Annotated in this window: 23 protein-coding genes; 15 read left to right on the forward strand and 8 right to left on the reverse strand. The window is 54.5% G+C overall.

The window, feature by feature from the left end; all coding sequences use genetic code 11:
* The first annotated feature begins 60 nt into the window (after window positions 1–60).
* Window positions 61–1,119, forward strand: a complete 1,059-nt coding sequence (locus tag AC2TF6_RS05075) for a site-2 protease family protein (RefSeq protein WP_491310182.1) — start codon at window positions 61–63, stop codon at window positions 1,117–1,119.
* A 163-nt stretch (window positions 1,120–1,282) separates the two neighbouring features.
* Window positions 1,283–2,134, forward strand: a complete 852-nt coding sequence (gene speD / locus AC2TF6_RS05080; protein WP_491311593.1) for an adenosylmethionine decarboxylase — start codon at window positions 1,283–1,285, stop codon at window positions 2,132–2,134.
* A gap of 341 nt (window positions 2,135–2,475) precedes the next feature.
* Here the strand turns inward: speD and AC2TF6_RS05085 are convergent, their stop codons facing one another.
* The gene (locus tag AC2TF6_RS05085; protein ID WP_491310183.1) at window positions 2,476–3,198 is read right to left on the reverse strand and encodes a DsbA family oxidoreductase; all 723 of its coding nucleotides are present in this window, start codon (window positions 3,196–3,198) and stop codon (window positions 2,476–2,478) included.
* Window positions 3,199–3,618: 420 nt separating this feature from the next.
* On the opposite strand from AC2TF6_RS05085, the gene AC2TF6_RS05090 reads away from it, so the two are divergent.
* Window positions 3,619–4,737, forward strand: coding sequence for an NADH-dependent flavin oxidoreductase (locus AC2TF6_RS05090; protein WP_491310184.1), 1,119 nt, complete (start codon window positions 3,619–3,621; stop codon window positions 4,735–4,737).
* A gap of 413 nt (window positions 4,738–5,150) precedes the next feature.
* Here AC2TF6_RS05090 and AC2TF6_RS05095 read toward each other — a convergent pair whose 3' ends face one another.
* Together AC2TF6_RS05095 and AC2TF6_RS05100 are read right to left on the reverse strand one after the other, a co-directional pair.
* Window positions 5,151–5,981, reverse strand: a complete 831-nt coding sequence (locus AC2TF6_RS05095) for a 1,4-dihydroxy-6-naphtoate synthase (RefSeq protein ID WP_491310185.1) — start codon at window positions 5,979–5,981, stop codon at window positions 5,151–5,153.
* Window positions 5,978–6,622 carry a futalosine hydrolase gene (locus AC2TF6_RS05100; RefSeq protein WP_491311594.1) on the reverse strand — a complete coding sequence of 215 codons (645 nt, stop codon included), beginning with the start codon at window positions 6,620–6,622 and terminating at the stop codon, window positions 5,978–5,980. Before AC2TF6_RS05100 ends, AC2TF6_RS05095 begins: the two co-directional genes overlap by 4 nt.
* A gap of 320 nt (window positions 6,623–6,942) precedes the next feature.
* On the opposite strand from AC2TF6_RS05100, the gene AC2TF6_RS05105 reads away from it, so the two are divergent.
* The 12 genes from AC2TF6_RS05105 to AC2TF6_RS05160 all read left to right on the forward strand — a co-directional run bounded on the left by AC2TF6_RS05105 (window position 6,943) and on the right by AC2TF6_RS05160 (window position 22,249).
* Window positions 6,943–10,482 carry a PAS domain S-box protein gene (locus AC2TF6_RS05105; protein WP_491310186.1) on the forward strand — a complete coding sequence of 1,180 codons (3,540 nt, stop codon included), beginning with the start codon at window positions 6,943–6,945 and terminating at the stop codon, window positions 10,480–10,482.
* Window positions 10,475–11,143 carry a response regulator transcription factor gene (locus tag AC2TF6_RS05110; protein WP_491310187.1) on the forward strand — a complete coding sequence of 223 codons (669 nt, stop codon included), beginning with the start codon at window positions 10,475–10,477 and terminating at the stop codon, window positions 11,141–11,143. Before AC2TF6_RS05105 ends, AC2TF6_RS05110 begins: the two co-directional genes overlap by 8 nt.
* A gap of 336 nt (window positions 11,144–11,479) precedes the next feature.
* The gene (locus AC2TF6_RS05115) at window positions 11,480–11,944 is read left to right on the forward strand and encodes a chemotaxis protein CheX (RefSeq protein ID WP_009675094.1); all 465 of its coding nucleotides are present in this window, start codon (window positions 11,480–11,482) and stop codon (window positions 11,942–11,944) included.
* 43 nt (window positions 11,945–11,987) lie between these two features.
* Window positions 11,988–12,164: a hypothetical protein gene (locus AC2TF6_RS05120; RefSeq protein ID WP_009675115.1), complete on the forward strand. Its 177-nt coding sequence runs from the start codon at window positions 11,988–11,990 to the stop codon at window positions 12,162–12,164.
* Window positions 12,161–13,765 (forward strand): methyl-accepting chemotaxis protein, encoded by a 1,605-nt coding sequence (locus AC2TF6_RS05125; RefSeq protein WP_491310188.1) that lies wholly within the window; start codon window positions 12,161–12,163, stop codon window positions 13,763–13,765. The genes AC2TF6_RS05120 and AC2TF6_RS05125 overlap by 4 nt, the downstream gene beginning before the upstream one ends.
* An 88-nt stretch (window positions 13,766–13,853) precedes the next feature.
* Entirely contained in the window at window positions 13,854–14,282 is a 429-nt protein-coding gene (locus AC2TF6_RS05130) for a chemotaxis protein CheW (protein WP_370001435.1), read from the forward strand.
* Window positions 14,283–14,294: 12 nt separating this feature from the next.
* A complete protein-coding gene (locus AC2TF6_RS05135; protein WP_491310189.1) occupies window positions 14,295–16,586 on the forward strand; it encodes a chemotaxis protein CheW in 2,292 nt (763 codons plus the stop codon).
* 533 nt (window positions 16,587–17,119) lie between these two features.
* The gene (locus AC2TF6_RS05140; RefSeq protein WP_491310190.1) at window positions 17,120–17,851 is read left to right on the forward strand and encodes a DUF8837 domain-containing protein; all 732 of its coding nucleotides are present in this window, start codon (window positions 17,120–17,122) and stop codon (window positions 17,849–17,851) included.
* 29 nt (window positions 17,852–17,880) lie between these two features.
* A complete protein-coding gene (locus AC2TF6_RS05145; protein ID WP_491310191.1) occupies window positions 17,881–18,666 on the forward strand; it encodes a hypothetical protein in 786 nt (261 codons plus the stop codon).
* A gap of 496 nt (window positions 18,667–19,162) precedes the next feature.
* Window positions 19,163–19,243 (forward strand): hypothetical protein, encoded by an 81-nt coding sequence (locus AC2TF6_RS05150; RefSeq protein WP_491311595.1) that lies wholly within the window; start codon window positions 19,163–19,165, stop codon window positions 19,241–19,243.
* A 415-nt stretch (window positions 19,244–19,658) separates the two neighbouring features.
* The gene (locus AC2TF6_RS05155; RefSeq protein ID WP_491310192.1) at window positions 19,659–21,635 is read left to right on the forward strand and encodes a tetratricopeptide repeat protein; all 1,977 of its coding nucleotides are present in this window, start codon (window positions 19,659–19,661) and stop codon (window positions 21,633–21,635) included.
* Window positions 21,636–21,709: 74 nt separating this feature from the next.
* On the forward strand, window positions 21,710–22,249 hold the full coding sequence (locus AC2TF6_RS05160; RefSeq protein WP_491310193.1) for an STM3941 family protein: 540 nt from the start codon (window positions 21,710–21,712) through the stop codon (window positions 22,247–22,249).
* A 122-nt stretch (window positions 22,250–22,371) separates the two neighbouring features.
* Here the strand turns inward: AC2TF6_RS05160 and AC2TF6_RS05165 are convergent, their stop codons facing one another.
* The 5 genes from AC2TF6_RS05165 to AC2TF6_RS05185 form a co-directional block, all read right to left on the reverse strand.
* On the reverse strand, window positions 22,372–23,163 hold the full coding sequence (locus tag AC2TF6_RS05165; protein ID WP_491310194.1) for an SDR family oxidoreductase: 792 nt from the start codon (window positions 23,161–23,163) through the stop codon (window positions 22,372–22,374).
* Between the two features lie 112 nt (window positions 23,164–23,275).
* On the reverse strand, window positions 23,276–24,313 hold the full coding sequence (uxuA, locus tag AC2TF6_RS05170; RefSeq protein WP_491310195.1) for a mannonate dehydratase: 1,038 nt from the start codon (window positions 24,311–24,313) through the stop codon (window positions 23,276–23,278).
* Between the two features lie 163 nt (window positions 24,314–24,476).
* On the reverse strand, window positions 24,477–25,184 hold the full coding sequence (locus AC2TF6_RS05175; protein WP_491310196.1) for a GntR family transcriptional regulator: 708 nt from the start codon (window positions 25,182–25,184) through the stop codon (window positions 24,477–24,479).
* A gap of 277 nt (window positions 25,185–25,461) precedes the next feature.
* On the reverse strand, window positions 25,462–25,605 hold the full coding sequence (locus AC2TF6_RS05180; protein WP_491310197.1) for a hypothetical protein: 144 nt from the start codon (window positions 25,603–25,605) through the stop codon (window positions 25,462–25,464).
* Window positions 25,606–25,691: 86 nt separating this feature from the next.
* Window positions 25,692–26,654 carry an acetylxylan esterase gene (locus tag AC2TF6_RS05185; protein WP_491310198.1) on the reverse strand — a complete coding sequence of 321 codons (963 nt, stop codon included), beginning with the start codon at window positions 26,652–26,654 and terminating at the stop codon, window positions 25,692–25,694.
* Between the last annotated feature and the right edge of the window lie 121 nt (window positions 26,655–26,775).

The raw sequence follows: 26,775 nt of genomic DNA on the forward strand, positions 1-26,775 counted from the left end.
TTTAACAAAACGGCAGGGAGCGTTCGACGCAAAGTCTGCCGGTCTTCAAAGGAGAGAGAAATGAAGGGAAAAGTAAAGTTTTTGATCGGCTGTTTAGTTGTTCTTGCGGCAATTGCCGTTGCGAGCCCCGGCATGGCTCTGAATATCGTCGTTTTCCTCCTGTCTTTCGTGGCCGCGGGCGGAGCCGCCCTTTTTGTGCACGAACTGGGTCATGTTCTGGGGGCGTTTATTACGGGCAGAAAAGTAATCAAATTCAGTCTGGGGCCCTGTACCCTGTCCATTCCGCAGAAGAAGATCGTTTTTTCGTGGAAGAACTTTTATTATGTCGGCAATGTGCTGGTGGATGTGGCCGATTTCAGGGATGAAGCTTCTTATGAGCGGAACAACAAGAAGCAGTCGGTAATTTTCATTCTCGGGCCTGTTATGAGCCTGGTAACGGGTATTCTGGCCTTGACGCTGCTTAAAAACAGCTTCGATCATCTGGTCGTGACGCTGTTCGGTATTTTATCGCTGGCGATGGGCCTCGGTACGCTGATCTTCTCGGACGGCAGGCTTGCCAAGACGATTTCCGATCCGTACGAATCGCTTTATTATTACTGGAATATTTTATTTACCATTCCGAATGTTAAGGAAGAGAGCCTTAAATTTCTGCTGCTGAAGTCGGAAACGTATCTGTTCGATAAATATATCGGCAACAAGAAGGGAATCACGGAGAAGTTTACAGATCTGTTTGTGCTGTATTATTCGAAATATTTCAGCCAGGTAATCGGCAGAGAACGAATCAATGCCATTGATTTCATGCCGTTTCTGATGGATGATCTCCGCGATGAGTCCGGGAAAAGACACAACAAAATGATCATTTCCCATATTTTATGCGAGGAAGCGATGGGCTGGAGTCTGGCGGGCAGACAGGATGAAGCGGAATCCTTGTACGCGTTTGTCCAGGAGCATGGGGTTACGGAGCCGATCACCCGGCTTAAAGTCGAAACCGTCCTCAAACGATCCGTGGAGCTTGGCCGTGAGTATGCGGAACAGCGCAAAGCGCTTGTGCAGAACAACGTGTTTGATTATTACGAAGAAAAATGGTTGAAGGAACGCGGACTTCCCGGATTTAAGTAAGACCGGATAAAGCGAGTGACAGAGGCTGCCCGCAAGGGCAGTCTTTTTGTAGTTGCGGAGGGGCTGCCCCTCCCTTTTTTCGACATGTTTTTTATTGGGCAGAGTGGGTAAAAATAAAAAGAGTCTTTTTTTTAACCTGAATGAGGATAGGGGGAAATCAATGATGGCACTGACACCCGAGCAGCGAATCACCCTCCATGGCTTTAATAACCTTACAAAGTCATTGAGTTTTAATATGTACGATATTTGTTACACCCGTACCCGGGAAGAGCGGCAGGCGTATCTCGAATATATCGACGAGCAGTACAATGCGGAGAGGCTGACGAAAATTTTAAATACCGTGTCCGATATCATCGGCGCCCACGTCCTGAATATCGCCAAGCAGGATTACGAGCCGCAGGGCTCCAGCGTTACGATGCTCGTATCGGAAGGACCGGTCGATACCGCACCCACGGAATCGTTCGAGGAATCCCCGGGGCCCCTGCCGGAAGCCGTTGTGGCTCATCTCGATAAAAGCCACATCACGGTCCATACGTATCCGGAATATCACCCTGACGAAGGTATTTCCACGTTCCGTGCGGATATCGACGTCTCCACTTGCGGCGAAATTTCTCCGCTAAAGGCGCTGAACTATATGATCCATTCGTTCGACACGGATATCTTTACGATGGATTACCGGGTCCGCGGCTTTACGCGGGACATTAACGGCCATAAATTGTTTATCGATCACGAAATCAGCTCCATCCAGAACTATATTCCGCAGTCCATCAAGGATAAGTATCATATGATCGACGTGAACGTATACCAGGAAAATATTTTCCACACGAAATGTAAACTGCGTGAATTCGATCTTAACAACTATTTGTTCGGCTACACGAAGGACAAGCTGACTGCCGAGGAGCAGGAGGAAATAACGGAAAGCCTGACGCTGGAGATGGACGAAATCTTCTACGGCAAAAATATTTATTCCGCGACGCTTGAGGATGAAGAAGGGGCGAGTAAGTCTGACGCATGAGCCGAGAAAAGCGGGACACGGGGCAGCGGACGGGATGAAAAAGCAGGACAGGGGAAAACAGACGGGATGAGAAAAGCAGGACACGAGGGGATGAAAAGCAGACACGGGACACCGGACGTTCCGTGTCTTTGCTGTTAGGTTGTTGCCCGCGCGCAGAGCTCGCGGTTTTTGCTGCGCATGAAGGCGGTCAACCGCAGACGGGTGTTCTTCTCGCTGTGTCGGCCGGCATACAGCCAGGGTCATGCCGGAAGCGTCAGCCCGCCGGCCGCTGAACACCGTCCGCGAAACGCCACAAAGGCCGTCCGTTGCCGGACGGCCTTTTGCTGAGAAGCGGGAGAAGATTACTTATCCCGCGCGGGAGGCGTACACACGCCGTCGGCACAGGCTCCGTCAGCCGCGCCGCCTTCGTCGCCCAAAATCGTGAGAGGCTTGGATTCGCCGTACGCTTTCTCCAGAGCCTGCACGAAAACTTCAACGGGCTGGGCGCCCGAAATGCCGTATTTGCGGTCGATCACGAAGAACGGAACGCCGGTTATGCCCAGCTCGGCGCCTTCCTGCTCGTCGGCGCGCACTTCGTTTGCATACAGGTCGCCGGCCAGCATTTGCTCGGACGCGGCCTTGTCGAGCCCCACTTCCTCGGCAAGAGAAGCCAGTACGGCATGATCACCGAGATGAAGGGAATCCGTGAAGTAGGCTTTCAGCAGTCGTTCGGTCATCTCATGCATTTTGCCGTGGGCGTTCGCGAAATGAGCCAGACGGTGCGCGTCGAACGTGTTCGTCAGGACGATTGTGTCCATGTGGTAGGTGAGCCCGACGGATTCCGCCTGCGCGACCACATTGGCATTCATCGTTTTGGCCTGCTCGACGCTCATCCCGTATTTCTTGGAAAGCATCACATGGACGCCGTGGCTGATGTCCCGGGGAGAGTTAGGGTCCAACTCGAAACTGCGGTACACCACTTCAAGCTCGCTCTTGCGGGAAAATTGTTCAAGCGCCTGCTCGAACCGGCGTTTGCCGATATAACAGAACGGACACGCAAAATCAGACCAGATTTCAATTTTCATAGTAGGAAAACCTCCAACTTTTTATCTCGGACCGTTTGCACGAAGCAAACAGGGAGTTGTTTTTGTATATCTTGTAATCATTATAGTTACAGATTGTCCGGAAAGCAAGAGGGGTGAAAACAGGGATGAAAAGCAGCAAAGCCAAGCAAGCTATAAAAAATCCGCGAAGGGAAAAATAAGGTTCACTTTTTGCTAAATCCCAGAGAAACAGGCGGAATAGACCGAAAAAGAGGGACGGCTGCAAAAACAAGCGGGAAGAGGCCCCTTGACAACGATAACTGTTACCAATAGAATAACAGTCGTGACCGGAACTGACCATTCCTTGGCTTTCCGATTAACCTTCGGATGAATATATGTCCAAAAGAAATAGAGAACGCTAACCCTATAAAATTTGTTTGGATATAGAGGAGGAAAAACCAGATGAACAGCAAATTCACCCCTTTATTCGAGAGTTTCTCTCTCTCCAGCGGTGTGGAGCTGGATAATCGTATCGTGCTGGCTCCGATGACAAATTTTTCGTCCCACGAGGACGGAACCGTCTCGGATGCGGAGGTCGCCTACTATGAGCGCAGATCCAATGGAGCGGGTCTCGTCATTACGGCTTGCACGTACGTAACGCCTAACGGCAAAGGGTTTCCCGGAGAGTTCGCCGGAGACCGCGATGAGATGATCCCGAGCCTGGCCCGTCTCGCTTCGGCAATCAAGGGGCAGGGCGCCAAAGCCATCCTGCAAATTTTCCACGGCGGCCGGAGCTGTCCGCCGGAGCTGGTGCCGAACGGCGAGATCGTAAGCGCAAGCGCCGTGGCGGCAGAGAAGGAAGGCAGCGTCGTGCCCAGAGCGCTGACGGATGCCGAGATCGAAGGCATTATCCGCGACTTCGGGGAAGCGACCCGCCGCGCCATCGAAGCGGGCTACGACGGCGTGGAAATTCACGGAGCGAACGGCTATCTCATTCAGCAGTTCTTCTCCCCTCATTCCAACCGCCGCGACGACCGCTGGGGCGGAGACGTGAACAAGCGGATGACTTTCCCGCTTGCCGTCGTGGATGAAGTGAAGCGTGTCGCGGCGGAGCATGCGAAACAGCCGTTCGCCGTAGGCTACCGCTTCTCGCCGGAGGAATCCGAGACCCCCGGAATCTCCATGGACGATTCCATTCAGCTCGTAAATACGCTGGCCGACAAGGATTTGGATTATATCCACGTGTCCCTGATGGATTTCTGGTCGGCTCCGAGAACGCTGGACGATAACCGTCCGCGGATCGAGATCATCCTCGAAACCGTCGGCGGCAGAACGCCCGTGATGGGCGTAGGCTCTATCCATACGGCGGACGACGCTTTGAAGGCTTTGGAGTCCGGCGTGCCTCTGGTCGCTCTGGGCCGCGAGCTGATCGTGGAACCGGACTGGGTCGGCAAAGTCGCGGACGGACGCGAGTCGGAGATCAAGACGACGCTGACCAAAGACGATCAGGAGCGTCTGGTCATTCCCGATCCTTTGTGGAACGCGATTATAAACACACCGGGCTGGTTCCCTGTGGTATAAGCGACAGGGCCGGCTGAGATGTGGCTGGCGCGAGCGGTAAACATAGACATAAAAAAGAAGAAGCCATGCTATACGCGGGCTTCTTTTTTTTATGCTTTTAACGGCGGTAAAACAATAAAGTGAACGACCGCCGGGTTCCGGCGATTCCGTAAACGAAGAAAAGCAGCCGGAATTCCGGCTGCTTATAAAAGGAACCCATCCGTTGGCGTACGCATATTCCCGGGTTCTTCCTGTGCCCGCGGTTGCAGCTCAAGGCTGCCGGAGTCACACACTTAACGAGGGCAAGGCGAACATGCTAAGACCCTTGCAGTAGACCGCATTTACACATCGCTAAACAGCACTAAACAGCACTAAACAGCACTAAACAGCACTAGACAACAGCCGCAGCGCTAACGCCAGGAACCCGCTACCCGCTACCCGCGAAGCATCTTCAGATCGAACTCGGGCACCAGCCCTTCCTGCGCGGCCCGACCGAGCAGCGCTTCGATCGCTCCATAGCCGTCTTCGCCGAGATCCGCCGTGAACGAATTCACGTACAAGTCGATATGCGCCTTGGCGACCTCGGGAGACATTTCCTGCGCGTGCTGGAGCACATAAGCCTGAGACGCTTCCGGATGGGCCCAAGCGTACTCCACGGAAGAGCGGACCCATCCCGCCAACGCCTCCAGATCCATCGAACGCTTCGCGATGATGGCGCCGAGCGGAATCGGGAGTCCCGTGTCGGACTCCCACCAGCTGCCGAGATCGGCCAGCAGGCTGAGACCGTAGGACGGGTAAGTGAAGCGCGCCTCGTGAATGACGAGGCCCGCGTCGATCTTCCCGTCCCGCACGGCCGGCATGATCTCGTGGAAAGGCATCACGACGATCTCGCCGACGCCGCCCGGAACCTGCTGGGCGGCCCACAGCCGGAACAGCAGGTACGCGGTCGAGCGTTCGCTCGGGACGGCCACGCGCTTGCCGGAGAGGGACGCCGGATCGGCGGAGTCCCGGGACAGCACGAGCGGTCCGCAGCCTCTGCCGAGAGCGCCGCCGCAAGGGAGCAGGGCGTAGTCCGAGAGGACCCAGGGCAGGGCCGCGTAAGAGATTTTCATCACTTCCGGTCCGCCGGGCCTGGCGGCCAGACTGTTGGTAATATCGATGTCGGCATACAGGACATCGAGCTCGGGTGCGCCCGGGACGAGCCCGTGCACCCAGGCGTGAAAGACGAACGTGTCGTTCGGACACGGGGAAAACGCGATTTTCATAACAGCACCTCCGGTAAGACTGAACTGGCTTTCTCCAGCATGGCGAGCGCTTCGGGAATTCGCCATGCCGCTTTGTTGCGCGGCCCCACCGCGTTGGAGACCGAACGGAGCTCCAGGCACGGGATGCCGCGGGCGAGGGCGGCGCTTGCCGCGCCGAAGCCCTCCATGCCCTCGGCGGCGGCGCCTGGAACCCGCCCGGCAAGCTCCAGGGCATGCTCCGCCGTGCCGGTCACGGTGGAGACCGTAAGCACAGGGCCTGTGCTTACGGGCAGCCCGGCGGCCGCCAGAGCCTCGGCGACGCGGCCGGCAAGCGCCGCGTCGACGGGCACGCGGGCCGAGCCGAAGCCGAGCTCGTCCAGGCTGAGGAAACCCCCGGGCGTCTCGGCGCCCAGATCGGCCGCGAGAATCTCGCTTGCCACGACGAGCGAGCCGACCGCGGCCCGGCCCTCGAAGCCGCCGGCGATTCCGGCGGCTACGACGAGGTCGTACTCGGCGGCGGCGAGCGCCGTCGTGGTGGAGATAGCCGCGGCCACGGGCCCGACGCCCGCGAGCTCCACGCGGAAGCCGGGCGCTCCGGCCAGACCGCGGAGTACGGCGTCCCGCTCGGCTTCGACCGGGGTCATAATCAGGACACGCCTCATGGGAGGCGTTCCGACGGCTGGGGGCCGGGAAGAGGGAGAATAAAAATCAGGGCTCATTTGCAAGATCTCCTTTAAATGCTGATCCGTATAAGCTATATTATAAACCAATGCTTCGCGGTATAAAAACTTTAGCGCTAAACAAATTTTCTTCATGACCCAATTTATCCACATTCACGCACGGATCGGGAAGGACTGGAATGTGCTTTTTCCGAACTAATAGCTATTTGAATCCAATTCGTGCCTTTCTTGTCCCATGGCAGCCGCATTTGCCGCACATCATCCCCGAGCTTACTCTTCAACGCATAAAGGAGACACACATCTTGAATGAATTTATCATCGGCGCTGTTGTATGCATCCTTCTTCTGACCGTCCAAATCATTCTTATCCTTTACAAAAGAAATCTGGAAAAACGGAAACATCATGAAGAGCTTGTCAAAAAGTACGGCCTGCTATTGAAAATTATGCATACCGTGGATGTCGGCACCTGGTCGTACGATTACTCGTCCCAGCGCGTTCCTTTCACATCGGAAGCTCTGTTCAAAATTACCGGCTATCGGGCTGAATATTTCGCTACCCAGCAAGCATGGGAAAGAATTATCCATCCGGACGATTTTCAGCGGTACAGGGTAGCGTGCGATAACGTCAAACAGGGGATTTCCGATTTCAGCGAATACCGGATCGTTCACGCCTGCGGCGATATCCGGTGGGTACAGGTGCGGATGATTCCGACACTGGATGAAACGGGCGGCCGGATTGTCCGTCTGGACGGTGTGGTGCTGGATATTACGGCCCGCAAATCGGCGGAGGAAGCTCTGCTGAGAAGCGAGCAGCGCTACCGTTCTCTATTCGAACATCATTCGGATGTGATCGTGGAGCTGGATCTGCATGGGAAGGTTCTGGATATCAATTCGGCCGCTCTGGAAATTACGGGGAACGGGCACAATATCGCGAACCCGCTGTCGCTTATCGAATTGTTCGACGTGGACAGCCTGAAGCGGATGTCGATGTATTTCGAGCAGGTGGTGCAGGGGACGACCCAGACGTTTGAAATGATCTCTCACCATAAAGAAGGCCGCATGTACCACTGGGATATAAAAATGGTGCCCGTGTATGTAAACGGCGCGGTTACGGGAGTTTTTGTCCTGTGCCGGGACATCACTTCGAATAAACGGACGGAGCAGTCGTTAAAAGAGAGCGAGGCCATGTACCGTCTGATCGCGGAAAACATGACGGATCTTGTGGCCGTAGTTGGTACGGACGGAAAGTTCCGCTACACGTCTCCTTCTTATAAAGCCAGGCTCGGTTTGGACGAGGCTGCCGCGGCGGATTTGTCGCTGTTCGATATCATGCATCCCGAAGACGAGAAACTTGTCCGGCTTAAGCTGGAAGAAATACCGGAATCGGCTTGCGTATGGACGACGCGCTGCCGGCTTATTCACGCGAACGGCTCAGAGCTGCATTTCGACTGTGTGGCGAGCCCTATCCAGAGAGCCGGCGGGAAAGTGGAGAGCATCATCATCGTATCCCGGAACATCACGGAGAGAGTGCTCATCGAGCGGGAGCTGCTGGAGAGCGAAGAACGTTACAGGCATCTGATCGAGCTGCTTCCCCAGCCCTTGACGATGATCCGCGACGAGCGGTTTATCTACGCGAACCCCGCGGGGCTGGAGCTGTTCGGCGTGGCGCTGCCCCGCGATCTCATCGGCCGGAGCATCTACGAGTTCATGCATCCGGATTATGTCGAGCAGGCCTGCAGCCGTGCGCTTGCGATGGCGCACAAGAAGTATGCTCCGCCGCTGGAATACAAAATGGTCCGTTCCGACGGGAGCGTCATCGACGTGGAAGTGACGGGCATCTACGACGGGCTGTCTCTTTCCTCCCTTCATGTGCATACGGATATTACGGTGCGCAAGCAGATGGAGCAGGCGCTCCGGGACAGCGAAGAACGCTACCGCAGCCTTGTGGAGCTGTCCCCGGTTTCGATCGCGCTCTATAAAGACGGGCAGGTCATCTATGTGAATCCGGCTGCGGTCCGGGTACTGGGTGCGGGATGCCCGGAGGAGATTATAGGCACGACGCCGCAGGACTGGCTTCAGCCGGGTACGCTCTTCGAAGAAGAACATGCCATCCCGGAAAGCGGGGCCAGTGCCCCTATCGATCTGGCCATTACCCGGCGCGACGGCAACGTGGTGGATATGCTCGCGACCTCCATCTACGACGCCCGGTCGAAAGCATTCCTCGTTTTCTTCGAGGATATTACGGCGCGCAAGCAGGCCGAAACGGCCCTGGAGGAAAGCGAGCGGCTCAGCCGCAATCTGGTGGAGCTGTCGCCGATTCCGACGATTCTGACCCGAGACCACAAATTCGAATACGTGAATCCGGCGGGGCTGGATCTGTTCGGAGCGGGAACGAGCTGCAGCCTCATCGGCCGCTCGATTTACGATACCGTCCACCCGGATTACAGAGACAAGGTGCGGGCCCGCTTGCATATGGTTTACGAGAGCAAGGAGGCCACCCGCATCACGGAGAACAAAATGATCCGTCTGGACGGACGGATCATCGACGCCGAGGTGGTTTCCATTCCCATCCCGTATATCGGCAGAGATGTCGCCATGACGGTCATGCGGGATATAAGCGAACAGAAGAAGGCGGAAGTGGACCGGGAGTATGCGGAACAGATTGTCCGCGAGAGTAAGGACCGTTATTATATGCTGCAGACGAGCCTGGACCGCTTCTCAAGCGATTTATTCGGGCTTATGAACGTGCAGGAGCTGGACCGGAGGCTCATTCAGGAAGTGCGGGAAATGATCCGCACGGAGAAGATCAGTCTCGTTGAGGTGGACAAGCAGAACAAGATTACGGTCAAAAACGGCAGCCCGGACATTCCACAGCACGTCTGGGAGGAGTTAGTCGAGGGCTGTTCCGACCCGCTGCCCGTCTGCGAAATTATCGACACGCCGGACGGCCATTTGATCCGCATCGGTGAAATAAAAGGAAAAAGTTATCTGCTCTGCATCGGGGAAAAACCTCCTTCACTCGTGTTTCAATCCAAAAGGGTATGGATCAAAACGATTGCCCGCTACGCGAGTGTCCTGTACGACAATTTCAGAGTCATCGAAGATCTGACGCAGGAGCTTCGCGAGTTGGCGACCCGCCAAAAGACGCCTTCCTGGCTGATCCGGCTTTTGTTCAATTTGTCCGAGAATGAAAGCAAGCGTCTTTCCCAGGATCTGCACGACGGGGCTTTGCAGGAGCAGATCATCTGGTACCGCAAGCTGGACGAGATCTCGTCGGACGACGAGGTTCCGCCGGGCCTGCGCGAGAAGCTGGCTCAGATTACGCAGGGGCTGCTCGACGTTATTTACCAGATCCGCATCACGTGCAACGAACTGAGGCCGCCGATGCTCAAGGAAGAGGGGCTCGTGGCTTCTCTGGAGGCCCTGTTCGAATTTACTCAGCTGCGGAGCGACTATTCGATTGCTTTTGACTACACGGGTTTTCACGGTTCCCTGCACGACGACGATTTGTTGATCGGGTTGTATCGAATTGTACAGGAGCTTCTGGCCAACGCGACGAAACATTCTAACGCAGTGAAAGTTCAATTCAAGTTGTCGGCTCACTCCGACCGGATTCATTTGAGTTATGAGGATAACGGAGTCGGTATGGATGTTAGTGGAATGGTGGAGTCCTTTAACAGTATGGGAGTTTACGGCATTAAAGAAAGAGTTCGCAGTATGGATGGCGACGTTGAGTTTTACTCCTCCCCGAACAATGGGCTCGCCGTTTTCATTAACGTACCGGTGAAACAGAATCAGAAATTCGAAATCAGAAATTGGAGTGTTAGGGATAACGATGATTGAGATCTTATTGGTCGACGACCACCCTTCCGTCATGGAGGGGACGAAAATGCTGCTGGAGCAGGATACCAATATGAAAGTCTCCTTGGCTCATACGGCCAAAGAAGCGATGGAGCTGGCGGTTGCCCAGCATTTTGATGTGATGCTGATCGATCTGCACATGCCTACGATGAACGGGATCGATCTGGCCAAACAAATTCTCAACCTTATTCCGGACGCCGTCATCCTGATCTACACCGGCTTTGAATTCAACAATCATTTTAATCTGATGATTGAAGCCGGGATCGCCGGATTTGTCCTCAAAACGGCAAATAAGGAACAGCTCGTAACGGCTGTGCGCTGCGCTCTCAGGGGCGAAGCCGTGCTGCCTTTGTCTCTCGTGAAACAGCTCAGGCGGGCGACGGGCAGCCAGTTTGCGGAGTCGGCAAGCGGCAATCCGGAAACGCAGGCGGTCAACTCCAAGGAATACGAGATCTTGAAAGAGATCGCGAGAGGAAGAAGCAACAAGGAAATCGCCGCATCCGTCCTGATGAGCCAGCGCTCGCTGGAGTACTGCTTGACGAACCTGTTTCACAAGCTTAACGTGAAATCACGGATCGAAGCGGCCATGAAAGCGAAACAGCTGGGTCTGCTGTCCGATGATGATTTTCCGAAAATGGCCTGATAAAAAATTTATCAAGTTCGACATAAACCCAACCGTACACAGCCGTGTTACGGTTTTTTTGTCTATTTATTACCATTAATCCGACAGGGATTTACAAGTTTCCGCAATATTTTTGCGGGTTCCCGCAAAGTTTTTTCGGTTACCACCGCTCTTTTGCGGTTTATGATTGAAATATCTTCTAGGTCTTTTAACCTATGCCGGATTGCTCCGATTTTTAACGCTCCCGAAAAGGAGAATGCGAATTTGCGGGTAAATGCCTGCCTCTAACCGCGGGCGTTTCACAGCGAAGGTCCCGAGCTGAGATCATTTTATACACATAAAGGATGGTTGATTGAAGTGCAGAATCCAAACGGAGTTAAAGATTTGCTGAACAGCACCATCGCATCGATGAGCCAGGTTTTTCCCATCCCCATCGACACGAAGCCGCCCAGTATGCTGCAAAATGCGGTCATCCAGGGCGAGATCGGGGTGTTGATCGGGATTGTTGGCGATGTCGAAGGGAGACTGGTGATCGAAGGAGATATGCAAACGTTCGGTAAACTGGGACAATCCATGTTTGGCATGCCTCTTGAAGGTGAAATGCTCCATAGTTTTGTAGGTGAAATGGCGAATATGATTGCCGGAAATACATCGGCCATCATTTATCAGAAAGGGCACAAAATCGATATTACCCCGCCCACGGTCATGGTAGGTCAAATGCAGCTTTACGGATTCGAGAAGGGGATTTCAATAGCGGTTTCCCTCCAGGAAGTCGGAACCATCCAGATGATCCTTCTTCTGCAGAAAACCGAAGCCGCTTAAGGAAACATACACAACTAATCGAAAATAAAAGGTGGGGGAACATATGGAAAAAACGAGAGTTATACGAGCGCTGTGGGACAATTCCAGAAGAAGAACCGATTACAATCCAGAACGAAATGAGGGAGAATTAACGAGCGAAGAAATTGATGACATTCTGCACGATCTGGAGGCCGAGCTCCGAGTCATTGAAGGGCGCAAAGGCAGGAGGTACGGACAATGAAATGGTACCGCAATCTGAAAACCTCCGCAAAGCTGGTTTCGGCATTCGTGTTCATCGCGATTCTGCTTGTATTTACGGGTTTTTTCGGACTCGTTAATATGAGCAAACTTAACAACAGCCTGAGCAGCATGTATGAGGATAACCTGGTTCCGCTCCGGGTCGTTTCGGACGCTTCCTTTTATTATCAAGTGATAAGAACGGACCTCCGGGATATGAACGATTTGGCGGAAACTCCGGCTCAGAAAGACGAGTACAAGAAAAAAATCGACGAGAACGTGAAGAAAATCGGTGAAAAAATAGGAGCCTACGAGAAAACAGACATTACCCAGAGAGAAAAAGATTTGATTCAGGCTTTTCATCCCGTGTGGGAGAGCTACCAGAAGCAGCTGGAGGATGCCGTCAAAATCAGTTACGGCGATGACCGGGAAGCATTTAAAGCCCTGCTCGCGAACGGAAGCTTCAAAACCAAAGGCGATGAAGTCATGAAGTTTTTCGACGATATGTTCGAAATTAATGTGAAGCTGGCCGAAGAACGCAACGCCGAAGGCGCCGCTTTGTACAAAAGTTCCAGCAACGTGACCTTCGGGGTGATGATCGCGGCTTTCCTGATCTCCATCGGATTGGGGTATGCTATCGCGCGGATCATTTCCCGGCCGCTTAACCAGGTGGTCGGTCTGGTCGGTAAAGTATCCGCAGGCGATTTGACCGAAGTCACGGACATCGACACCCGCGACGAAATCGGGCAGTTGGCCAAATCCGTGAACGAAATGATTTACAGCCTGCGAAGCACCGTGGGCGGTATACTGACATCGGCTGAGAGCGTGTCCGCGGCAGCCGAGCAGATTTCGGCGAGCACGCAGGAAATCGCCAGCGGAAGTGTCAGTCAAGCGGGCGCCGCGCAAACCATCCATGAGCTGTTCAAGGAGCTGTCCACCGCGATTACATCGGTCGCGGCCAGCGCCGAACAAGCCTCGGAGGTATCTTCGGATGCGCTGAATATCGCCCAGCAGGGCGGCAAGATCGTGAACTCGTCCATCGAGAGCATGAACCAGGTCAATGAGCAGGTGTCCAGACTCGAAGAGGATTCCAACAAAATCGGAGAGATTATCGAAGTGATCGACGATATCGCCGAGCAGACCAATCTGCTTGCCCTGAATGCGGCCATCGAGGCGGCGCGCGCGGGGGACCAGGGACGCGGGTTCGCGGTCGTCGCGGATGAAGTCCGCAAGCTCGCCGAACGGAGCGGGGAAGCGACGAAGCAGATTACCGCGATTATCAAGGGCATGCAGGAGAATACGCGCCAGAGCGTCAAGGCGGTCGGCGACGGTGTGGTCCTGTCCCGCCAGACGGGCGAATCGTTCCATAACATTATCGGCATGGTGAACGAGTCGGCTAATAAGGTGATGGAGATTGCCGCGGCAAGCGAGCAGCAGGCGGCACAGTCCTCCGAGGTTATGTCGTCGATCGAGAGCATCTCCGCCGTAACCGAGCAGTCGGCGGCAAGCAGCGAAGAGACGGCCTCGACGGCCCAGTCGCTCGCCGGATTGGCGGAAGAGCTTAACCGGACGGTAGCGGTGTTTAAAATCAGCAAATCCGCCTAGCGAGGCAGGGACCCCAGTCAGCCTGATTGGGGTTATTCTTTCAACGGCGGGAGCCGGATTCCGTATGAACGGCAGGGAGGACCTTTTTATGCAGGGAAATGGGCAGGAGCAATATGTGGCGTTCGGAATCGACCGGGAGCAGTACGCCATCCGGATTTACGATATTCACGAGATTATTAAAATGCAGGCTGTTACGGCCATCCCTAATGTAAAGCCCTATGTCAAAGGGGTGATCAATCTGAGGGGGCGGATCGTCCCGGTCATCTCCCTTCGGACCTTGTTCGGAATGGAAGAAGCGGAGCCGACGAAGGCGTCCCGCATTGTTGTGGTTCATCATCTGGAGGATACCGTCGGGATTATGGTGGATTATGTGAGCAAAGTGACGACCTTCACGGACATTCAGCCTCCTCCGGAGCGGGTGGGCGGCGTGCAGGGCGGATTTTTTACGGGAATCGGTCTTGCGGACAGCGGCCTGGCCGGGATATTGAAACTGGACGAAGTTCTGCTTCACGAATAGGAGTTGACTGGTATGTTGTCCGAGTACAGGGAAATCTTTCTGGAGGAGCTGGAAGAACAGCTTCAGGTCATGGACGGGGAGATTCTGAAGCTGGAGCAGTCCGGTGAGTCCGGGACCGTCATTCAAAGCCTGTTCCGGGCCGCTCATACGATCAAAGGATCATCGGCGGCGATGGGCTTCGAGGAGATGAAGCAGTTAACCCACGAGATGGAACATTTGCTGGACCGGGTTAGAAGCGGGCAGCTTGCCGTGTCCGGTGCTTTGATCGATCTTCTGTTTACCGCGCTGGATATTCTCAAGCAGCTTAAGCGCGACATCGTGGGCGGGGAGCCGTCTTCCGCAGATATTTCGGACTGTGTCCGGGCGCTGAGGAGCTTCGGCGGTGAAGATCCGGGCCTGGACGGAGATAGGCCGGATGCGGGGGAAATGCCCGCTCATCGCGGTAAACCGTCTCTTTCGCTCGATTTGGGGTTAAGGGTGCAGGAGCGGATGGAACTCGGCCAAAAGCTGTTCTGGGTGGACATCCGGATTGCTTCCGAATGCCTGATCCGCGGAGCCCGGGCGTACGTTATCCATTCGGCGCTGAATGAGCACGGCGACGTGCTTCTGGCCGATCCGGAACCGGAAGGTCTGGACGAGGAGGGCCCCGGGGACCTGCTTTTCCTATATGCGGGAAATCAGTCCCGGGAGGAACTGCAGGCGTTCGCGGACGGCCTCATGGAGGTCGAGCGGGCCGTGGTGGAGCCGCTTGGGCAAGAGGAAGCCGCGGTAAGCGGAGCCGGGGCCGTGCGGGATGCGGCGGACAGCGTCGCGGGCGCCGGAGAAAGCGCGGCGGCCGCAGTGAACTCGGCGGATGCAGCAGACGCCGGGGGCCGAGCAGGCGGCGTCATGGCCGCAGAGGAATCCGCAGGCCCGGCGGGCAGCGCCGCGAACGCCGGCGGCGGTGTGCCGGCGGAGCCTGCTGGCACCGCACCGGGCACTGCGCGCAGCGCAGCGGCTCCGGCGGGCGCAGCAGGCGGCCCAGCAGCCGCTGCAGCCGCGCAGCCGCACGCCACGGCACCGGCCTCCCGGCCGTCGGCCGAGGATGCTTCCGCTCCGGCGAAGGCCAAGTCTCCGACGATCCGTGTGAGCGTCGAGCGGCTGGAGCACCTGATGAACCTGGTCGGAGAACTCGTGATCGACCAGACCCGCATTCATCAGGTGGAGCGGACGCAGCGGCGGCGTTTCGCCGACGAGACCGTCGACGAGCTGGGCGACATTGCCGATCATCTGTCGCGGATAATCGGCGATCTGCAGGAAAGCGTCATGAAGACGCGAATGCTGCCGATCGAACAGCTCTTCAACCGCTTCCCCCGCATGATCCGGGACCTTTCCCGCATGCTGGGCAAGGAGATCGAGCTCGTCCTCGAAGGAAAGGATACCGAGCTGGACCGGACGCTCATCGAGGAGATCGCCGACCCGCTTATCCATCTGATCCGCAATGCGGTGGATCACGGGATCGAGAAGCCGGAGGTTCGCACGCTTTCCGGCAAAAGCGCGGGAGGCGTCCTCACCATCCGGGCCGCCCACGAAGACAACCAGGTCGTCATCTACGTGCAGGACGACGGAGCGGGGATCGATCCCGTCCGGATGATCCGTTACGCGCTGGAGAAGGGGATCATCACCCGGGAAGAAGCCGGACAGCTGAGCGATCGGGAAGCCGTGGAGCTTATTTTCCGCCCGGGTTTTTCAACCGCAAGCACAGTAAGCGACGTGTCCGGCAGGGGTGTCGGAATGGATATCGTCCGCAGCCACATTGAGAAGCTGAACGGGCTGATCGACATCGAAACCCGCCTCGGACAAGGAACCTGCTTCAAAATCAAGCTTCCCCTGACACTGGCCATTATCGTGGGCCTTCAGGTCAAACTCGGCGGGCGGACCTTCATCGTCCCGATGAGCAACATCGCGGAGATCGTCCGCGTGAACCCGGATGAGATTCGCAGCATCCAGGGACAGTCGGTCATCGTGCTGCGAAATCAGGTCATTCCGGTTGCCCGGCTTCACGATTACCTCCAGATCCCGTACACGGCGTATACGGGCAGCCACATTCCGCTCGTTATCGTGGGATCGGCCGAGAAACGCCTCGCTCTGGTGGTCGACGAACTGATCGGCAACCAGGAGATCGTCATCAAGTCGCTGGGGCCTTTTATCGGAAAAGTCGACGGCATCGCCGGGGCGACCATTCTGGGCGACGGAAACGTGGCCCTTATCCTGGAGATCGCCTCCATCATCGGCAGGATAGGCGGCCAAAGTTTGTTGCCCTGATTAAACGGCTGATTATTGGAGTCGATGCAGCATGCCCCATACGTGATATCAATAAAACGGCGTACATAATTCTTACCTAACGTTGAAAAGTGAGGTATGGGCTTTTTACGAACTAAGTGGTCTTTGGGTACAAGCTCATCCACTCCCGCAATGATTATGTACGATATTATCGTATGTTAATGCGGTGAATAAGTGAAGAATTTTGCTAAAAAACTGCCGACAGTCTGGGACCGCTTTATGTTAAGCGGTTTTTTTTGTTTAGCAACATGAGAGCCATGTTCCCAGATCATAAAGGGTGTCGGTTCACTCCCATCAAATAACAACAACAAACGCAGAATATGTATTGTCGGGAATCCAACTTCCCGTTTGTCGACATAAATCTGTGAGAGGATAGTCCTATGTCCAAATATACCAGTATAAAGTACAATTAATCCAGATGTTCCAATAATAAGCAATTATTCTTTTTCGCGTACCAAATCCGCGTTTTATTGGAGGAACATCATTCCAAAAAATAGAAAAGAGGTTTGAAACAAATGAAGCTGTGCAAAGTCGTATCAGGAGTGGCGTTATCCTCTGCAATGGTGTTGACTCTTTCTTCCGGCGCATTTGCTCAACCATCGAGTCAGGTGACGAAGGAACCGTCCGATGTTTCTGTAACATTGGACGGACAGACAACTCACTTTTCCAGTTCAGAGATTAAAAGACTGGCGGAATTAAACAATGTCGATCCTAATGAATTAAGGAAAGCGATTGAAAGCGGACCGGATGACGAGGGAAGATTTTCTCCATTTTCAAAGCTTGCTCCCCTCAAAAATAAAGGAATTGCGAAAGAACAGTTAGATAAGTCCAATACGCAAAAGCTATCCTCTACGGGAGAACCTATCATTAGGTCTAAAGCTGAAAAGTCTGCGATAAGCCCTCTGGGTACTGTTACCAAATCAAACCAAGACTCCACGGCATATAATTGGACTGGGAATAAAACAGCGAATGGTAATTGGCCGGTGTTAGGGATTAGTGCCGTCCATAGGAAAAAAGATATCGGCGGCAGCGGCAACAGTCCCGTTATTCCCTTTGGTACAACTTTAGCTACAGACAAAGACATTTGGCTGCCTGACGGTGTCGGCTACAAAAGCTCATTTGATGTAGATGATACAGGCTCTGGTCCGAATAAAACAGATTATTGGATAGATATCTACTATTCTAAGGATACCAAATCAGCAATTAATTATGGCGTCATCAAACTTTCTTATACTTATTCGACGTAAAACTAACTTTACAACCTAGGTGATGAAACTTGTTAAAGAAGAGATACGTCGGCATAGGCTTTGTTATATTGATTGCGAGTGCGGTCTTTCTATTGTACGTTCTCAAGATCGGCCCATTCGGCGGTTCTGCCCACAAATCAGTGGAACAGGCTGCGACAATAACGAGCGAGAAGACCGACGAAAAAAATAGCTTAACCGCGATGGAAGCGCTGCGCCTTGGATATGAGGAGGCAAAGAAGCATACAGAAGAAGAACCTTTGCTTATTAGCTTGACAAGCACGGATAATACTACTGTGCCCCAGGAAAAAAACGATGGTGCGGACGGAAAAAGGAACGCGTGGAATCTTCAATTTGGCAGCAAGAAGGGTAATATTAGTATTACCATGTCGATCAATAATGGAAAAGCCAATGCTAATGTGAGAAAGGACGACAACAATTTACTTCAGAAAGGGCAGTATGCTATTTCCGATATTAAAATTGATTCTCCCGAGGCACTTAAAAAAGCTATTGAAGTACTGGGCATACGACCAGGGGATCCTGAAATAAAGGATGACTGGATCAAGGGATATCATTTTGTTATCAGGGGATTTATTACTGACCCAAACTCCTCCGAAACGCGTTTGCTTCTAAGAGTTACGGGCATCTCACCGAATTCTCCCAACAGTGAGAATGACAGCTTGAGGATGAACGTATTTTTTGATGTCAAAACAGGCGAAATGTTGAACGCATCCGAGATGACTGGTTACGACAAGGAGGGCCGTACTAGCTGGAGGGATATTGAGTCTAAAACATTGAAGACGCCAGGCAATAAGTGAGTAGTGGGAATAACGAAGCAAACGCCTCCTAATTAAATGACGGTATGATTGACGAAAACTTACCGTGCTGGACTCTTCTGAGTAGGCGCACGGTAAGTTTGTCTTGCGAAAAACCGGTTACATTGATAAAAGACGGGACTGGTCTACGTGGGACGTGGGTCACCGATAACGCTCCTTGAATTCGGCCATACAGGGAAGAGCTATGAATAAAGGAGAATGCCAAATTGAGCATTAGATACCCGCTAAATTTTATTTTGTTCATCGTTGTTTTCCTAATAGTTAACCAGTTGTCATTAAATAATGTTTTGAAAATCGCATTAGTCGCAATCATATTGGGTGGTATAGATTACCTATCGTTTAAAACGGGACTTATCGAAAAGAAGGTTCCTGTATATATAGGTGCTGGTTTCATGGTGTTAGTAATCGCAGTAATGCTTTCATTAGGGTAGTCATGTTCGGTAAGGGTTCAGGCAAAGACTTCCTTGCTTCAGGAATTATGGCTTACGCTGCTTATCTGCTGTGCTGCCTGAATGATCCGCAGGGTACATTCCGTTTCAGCCAAGGAGATCGGCTTTAATGCAGCCAAATGGGACTGTTCAATTTGTAACCATGACATCCGTGATTATTGTAACTGTAGTCATTACCCGTATACACATATGCTGTCCTTATTAGCTCCTCGTTTTCTCCCTGCCCTTCTTTTTCAATAGTCCTTTACCGGCAGCCTGCCGGTTGAAGGGCTATTTGTGTTTCCTTTTATCGTCCCCCTATAAAAACGTATACCTCCCCCGAGTAAAAATTTGTATAATAAAAGGATAGCTGTACCGGAAGAGCGTACGAAGGCAGGTTCCTTTGACGTTCTTTTCCTGCATCGGGGGCTGCCGGGGGACTTTGAAACGTGCCGGGACAGATGACGTATGAAACCGTGTTTCATTTTAACGAATTCAGGTATACTTACTTACTGCCGGATGAACAGAACAGAGGGAGGGAAGACCGTGAAGCTTTTTAACGGCTATTACATAAAAAAAGGCAGACAGTACATAAAAGAAGGAAATTTCGCGAAAGCGCTTGAGTATTACGAAAAAGCCGATTACGGCAAGCTGGACACCGCCGAAAAGATTCGAGTCGCGGAGGTTTATCACGAGTGCGGGCGTACGGAACACGCGCTGTCTCTCCTGGGAGATATTATCGGGAGGGTGAGTTCGGATCAGGCCCATGAGCGGCGCGCGCATATTTTGCAGGAAATCGGCCGGGAAGATGAGGCCATGCGGGATCTGGACGAGGCCATCCGGCTCAATCCCGAACCTTACATGTACTGGTATACGAGGGGGATATGGCGCAAGGATTTTCAGGATTACGAGGCAGCGGCCGCCGATCTGGAGGAATGCGTCAAGCGCGAGCCCGAAGATTCCGTCGTATCGAGCTACTACGAGCTGGGCATGTGCTACTGGCGGATGGAAGATTACGGGCGGGCCGAGCAAACCTTCCGTAAAGTGTTGTCGTATCCCGACCGGGACATTCCCATTTTCCATTACAGGCTTGGAAAAACGCTGGAGAATCTGGGTCGGCCGGAAGAAGCCGCCGCTTCTATGCGCAAAGCCGTCGATCAGGTGATCGAATGGGAATACATATCGGATAAGGGGCAGCGGCTTGTGCTCACCCGGACCGGCTACGGCGCGGGAGCTTTCCGGATTTTCATGGAAGAGGCGGAGCGCACCTGCGGATTCCGCAAGGATCTGGCGGGTCTGTACGCCGGGCTGAAACGGTACGGGGAAGCTTTGGAAGAAATCAACCGCGCTCTTGAAGCCTACCCGGACAACGACGGTTTGCATCTGCAGCGTGTGGCGGTCTACCGCAGTTCGGGGCGCTGGGAGGACGCGGAGCGCGAACTGGATGTTCTGGAGAAAGGGCGAGATGTGGAAGAGCGCGTCCTGTGGATGGAAAGAGTCCTTCTCTACCGGGCGCAGAACCGGGATTCCGAAGCGGTTCCCCTGCTTCACAAGCTCTACGAGCAGGATTCCGGGAATCCGATCGTCTGCTACTGGCTGGCGGACGCTTACCTGGATCTGGGCCAGACCGAGAAAGCGCTGGAATTCAACAAGCGCCTGCTGGAACTGGAGGACGACGATCCTCTTAACGAGCAGCAGCGGGGCTTGATTCTGGAAGAGACCGGCGCCTACGGGCAGGCGGCGTCCGCTTACGGCCGAGCGATCGCGATGCAGGACCGGGCGGATTTCCGCATGAAGCGCAGCTATGCTTATTTCATGGACTCCCGCTTTGACGAGGCCCTGATGGATCTGCATCATGCGGCGGAGCTGGAGCCCGGCATTTCCGAAGGTGCCGGCTACCATCATGCGATGGGCCGGGTGCTTGAGGAGATGGGCCATCTTGACATGGCCATCGCTTCGTTTACGAAAGCGATCGACATTCAGCCGGAGCATGCGGCGTATTACGAGAGCCGGGCGAAGTGCTACCTCACTCTGCGCGAGCTGGAGAAAGCGGAGCTGGACTGCATCGTCGGCTACGATAAGGATGCCTCCTACACGGATCTGATCAGTCTGCGGGGCAATGTGCTGTACTTGAAAAAAGAGTACGCCGAATCACGCAACCTCGCCAGCCAGTTTTCGAGACTTCATCCCGACAGTTCTTCGGCTTTTTTCAATCTGGGTATCGTCTGTTTCAAGCTGGAGGGGGAAGAGGATGCGGCACGCAACGCTTTCGACCAGGCTCTGGCTCTGGACCCGTCCTACGGCGCCTGTTATATTTACAAGGCTTATCTGGATTACGGCCGGCTGGATTTCCGGGAGGCAATCGAGAATCTGGCCAACTGGAGCCTGTTCACGTTCCCGGAGCTTTCGCTGGAGGAAAGGCTGGAGCATCTGGAGGAGCTAGACGGGCTGAACGAAACGGTGCTGGAAGGAGCGGCACGGCGCATTACCGAGTTGTATCAAGGACACGTGTATCTGTCTTAAATGCGTCTGTGTGTTTCAACTTGCGCGAGGCTTGTTATATAACGGAAAGAGGAAAAAATTAGGAGGGATTGTTTTTGCAGCCGGTTCATCAGCCTAATGATTTGATCATTTATCCGAGTATCAAAAAAACGATAGGGCTTGTTTTGGCCGCACTCGTTTTTGTTGTTCTGGGCGTCGTGTTTATAGGAGCGGGGCAGTCGGAGGAGGAGCGTTCCCTGGGGCTTGTAGGGATCGGGGGAGTCAGCGTCGTCTTTTTCGGGGCGTGTCTGGTGTATCTGGTTTACCGGCTCTTTAACCGGAAGCCTTCTCTTATCGTGAACGATGAGGGAATTGTGGACCATTCGTCGGCTATCGGCGGGGGCGAGCTGAGATGGGCGGATATCGAGGAGATTATGCTGTACGACTATATGGGCCAGCGGTTTATCGGCATCCGTCTTCACGACACGGAAACGTACCTGGCCCGGCAGAGCGGTTTCAAGAAAGCGCTCATGAAAGCGAATCAGGGGCTGGTGCAAGCTACGGTCAACATTACGCAGACCGCCGTGAAGATGCCTTTGGAGGAGCTGTACGGGCTGATGATGGAAAAATGGGAACGCGACCGCGCCAGTGCCTAAAAAAGACCGGCCGCACCCGTGACAATACATAGGGCACGGACGACGGCAGGCAGGCGCGCCGTACGCCCGGCAAACGCCGAAAGGGCGCTCTCCACGGAAAATGGAGAGCGCCCTTTGTCCGATCAGCCGCGCAGGAGCGACTCTGCGCCGTCGACGTAGATTTCCGTCCCCGTGACATGGGAGGACTCGTCGGAAGCAAGGAAGAGCACGAGATCGGCCACCTGCTCGGGCTTTCCGGGCGCGCCCTTGAGCGGGTGATCGCCTTCCGGGAATTCGACCGGAATTTGAACTTCCTTCAAATCGTCGGTCGGATACGTGTTATCGTCGATATTCGTGTCGATTGCGCCCGGACAGATGGCGTTTACCCGGATTTTGTACCGGGCAAGCTCCAGGGCCGCCATTTTCATAAAGGCTACCTGACCGGCCTTAGTCGTGGCATAAGTAGAAAAACCGATATTGGAAAAGACGCGGTTGCCGTTAATGGAGCTCGTGATAATTATGCTCCCGCCCTTTTCTTTCAGATGAGGAATCGCGTATTTGACGGTAGCGAACGTTCCGCGCAGATTGATGTGAATCGTCTGCTCCCATTCGTCGATTTGCAGCGTTTCGATCGGAGCTTTGGTTCCGTTGATACCCGCATTGGCGAACACAATATCGATGCCGCCGAATCGGCTGACCGCCTCTCCGAACCCCTGTTCGATCATCTCCGGTTTGGAAATGTCGCACTCGATCACAAGAGCCTCTCCGCCGGCGCTTTCGATGGCTTTTTTCGTTTTCTCCGCGTTATCGGGGGTGCGGTCCAGCATGACGATCCTAGCCCCCTGCTGGGCCAAACGGATGGCCGAAGCTTTGCCGATTCCGGAGCCGCCGCCCGAGACGACGGCCACTTTACCTTCCAAACGTTTATCCGGCATGTGTATGCCCTCCTTTTCAGCGTGAGTTCCGCCTGTTCGTAGATCCGAACGGGATAGTAGAATGAGATAAATCCTTTAAGGAATTACCCTCACGCCGGGCGGAGTGAACCAGTTAATGGTTCAGGGCCTCGCGGATGCCGTTCAGGTAGACGATGCCGAGGGCGCGGTCGTAAAGCCCGTAGCCGGGCTTTCCCGTTTCGCCCCAGATCATGCGGCCGTGGTCGGGCCGGAGAGGACCCTGGAAGCCGACTTCCTTGAGAGCCTTCATCACTTCCACCATGTCGACGGACCCGTGCTCGGAGAGATGGGATGTTTCGCAGAAGCTTTTGTCCCCGATCCGCTTGATGTTGCGGGCATGGACGAAGTGGATGCGCTTCTGGTGCCCGAAATGACGGAGCATGGCCGGGAAATCGTTGTCTTTATGGGCGCCCAGCGAACCGCTGCACATGCACAGGCCGTGATTCCGGCTGTCGTAGAGTCCGAGGAAACGGTCGAGATTCTCCCGGTTCGTAATGATACGGGGAAGCCCGAAGATCGGCCACGGCGGGTCGTCCGGGTGAATGGCCATTTTGATGCCTTCTTCGTCGGCGACCGGCATGATTTCCCGGATGAAATAAGCGAGGTTCGACCAGAGCTTCTCTTCGTCGACATTTTTATAATGGTCGAAAAGGGTTTTGAGCTGGTCGTCCGTATAGCTTGTATCCCAGCCGGGAAGTTTCAACTCGCCTGTAAGCGGATTCATTTTCTGCGCGACTTCTTCTTCGTAGATGAGGGCGTTGGAGCCGTCTTCCAGCTCATAGTTGAGTGAGGTGCGGGTCCAGTCGAAGATCGGCATAAAATTGTAGCAGACGGTATCGATGCCGGCTTTGGCCAGGTTGCGCAGCGTTGTTTTGTAGTTGTCGATATAAGCTTGGCGCGAAGGAAGGCCGAGCTTAATGTCCTCGTGAATGGGTACGCTTTCAATTACGTCCAGGCGGAGACCGTGATCTTCGATCGTCTGCTTCAAGCGGGTAATTTTGTCGAGCGGCCATGTTTCTCCGACGGGAACATCGTAGATAGCCGATACGATTCCGGTCACGCCGGGGATTTGACGGATGTTCGTTAAGGTTACGGGGTCGTTCTCGCCGAACCAGCGAAAGGTCATCTTCAAGGTGATCATCCTCCCATAAAGTTTCGAGGCCGGGGCCCCGGTGCTCGGTGCTGCGGGAATCTCCCGCTTTATCCTGCCGACGCTGCATGCTGTATACGGAATGCGGGCGCCTGCTCTTGCATGCTTAAGAGGTAAGGCATCCCGAATCCTGCCGCTTGCGTCCTCAGTCGGTGAAATAGTTGGGAAACTGCTCCCGGAGCTGCGGAATCTCATGATCGAGGCTGCCGAGATGCTGTTCCAGCAGCTGAACGGTACGCGCTTCGTCTCGCTTTTTCAGGCTGTCGAACAGCTCCAGGTGCTCTTCGACCAGTTTCCGGGTCAGCACCAGTTCTTTCATGACCAGGTATCTGAGACGGTTCAGATGGCCTCGCATATGGTAAACCACTTCCAGCAGGGTCGCGTTGCCGGTCAGCTCCAGGATGCACTTGTGAAAAGCCTCGTCCAACTGGAGGAACTGAATCACATCCTGATGCTCCGCCGCCTCGCTCTGCTCCCGGAGGATACGGCTGATCTGTCTCTCCGCCTGCACGAACTTCTCGGAACTGTCCCAGCTTCCGGCTGCGAGCTTGAAGGCGCTGCTTTCGAGGCTGAGCCGCACAAAGCTGCTTTCCTTCACTTTGGATTCCGAAATGCGGGCGATCTTCTTATGCCTTTGGGGCAGCACCTCGATCAGATGCTCCGTTACAAGAAGCTGGAACGCGTCGCGGATCGGAGTCCGGCTGATCTGGAACGTATCCGCGATTTCACTTTCGAAAATCGTTTGCCCGGGCTCCAGCTTTAACGTAATGATGGAGTCCCGCAAGGCTTCATACGCTTGTTCGCCCAGCGACTTGCCGCTCGTGATGAGGGGGATTTGCCGGGTAGACGCCATAGAACTCACCTCCTTTATATGAGAGTCGGATTAAAATAAGTATACGTGTATACACGTATACGCGTCAATGAAAAACGATCCAGATGCTGGAAGGTTACTGATTACTCGATCAGGCACTGATAAAGAGAAGGCCTTCACCGCTTGCGGGGATCGGCCTGCATGGCAGGAAGCGGTTCGGTCCGCCTGCCAATCTATGATCGGCCGGGAACCACATGGTCAGGGCCAGCCTTCCGGCGCGCGAATCACGAGCCAGCGTTCCTGCAAGGCATGGCGGCGCTCAAGCCTGGCGCTCCCGCAGCCCGGCGCCAGGCTCTGAAGCGGAACTGCCGAGTGTCTGGGCGTCTGCACCGCTTGCCGGGATCGGACCGGCTGCATCTGACCTGCCCCGGAGCCTCGCCCCATCCCGCATCCGCCACCCCAAAAAGCAGGTCCTCCGCTATCCGTCCGCATGCTCTGCCGACGGATAACGTGAGGGCCTGCTTCTAGGGCCGGGCTCGCGGTGCGGCTCTACTGCGCCTCGCGGGCCCACTCGGCCAGATATCTCCTGTGCTCCTGCTGCTGCCGCTCGCTGACTTCATGGCCGGAGAAAGGATGCACGTCGATGTGCTTATCCCCTTCGATCCGGTTGTAAGCGGCGAAGATGGCCTCCGGCCAGCACACCATATCCTTGAGCCCGACGGTCATCCGGACAGGCACGCGGATGCGGTGGGCCAGGTTCATCATATCGAAATGGGCGAGCGTTTCGAATACCGGTTCCAGCCGGTCCGGGTTCCGCTTGATAAAATCGGCGGCTTCCTTCAGGGAACCGACCGAGTTCAGCACGCCGAAATCCATGTGGCACATGTTCGGGATGTCCGCAACGATCAGCGACACTTTCTCGTGAAGCGCGCCCGCGATCAGCGAGAGGCCGCCGCCTTGGCTGCCGCCCACTACCGCGATTTTGGACGTCCGCACTTCCGGCCGTCCGGCGGCCCACTCGACCGCTTTGTACGCATCCAGCGTAACCGCCATGTAATAGCAGCGGTCCTTGTCGAGGATGTTCTGCGTCATCCAGCCGGTGCTGGTTCCTCCGTCGTAGTCGAGCCGGTTTCCGGTTTCGCCTCCCTGGCCCCTCACATCGACGGCAAAAACGGCAAAACCCTGCAGCAGCCACGCCGCATATCGTTCCGGCAGGCCTTTATCGGCCGTATATCCCGGGAACATAACGAGACAGGGGTAGCTCTTCTTTTGCAGAAAAGAGGGGACGAGAAACCAGCCGTGGATAGGGGTCTCGTCAAACCCTTCGTAGGTAACGTGATAAGTATCGACTCCGTTCATGAGCGAGTCTCTCCGCTCGACACGGGCGTTGAGGGGCTTGCTTTTGAAAAGGTCCAGCTTCTTGTCCCAGAAATGATCGGCTGCGGACGGGTCCAGCGTCAGCGCGGGCTTGTACTGATGAAGAGTATGAATTCTTTTCTCGACGGCATTCATTTCCTAATCCTCCAGCAACTATGAAGTTTTATTCCATTTATTATAAACTCGCCAAGTGGAAAACACACGATGTTTTTGTGTGCGGAAGGACAGGAAGAAGCGGGCGGATTTGTAAAATAAG

Source organism: Paenibacillus sp. JNUCC 35 (genome assembly GCF_058269095.1).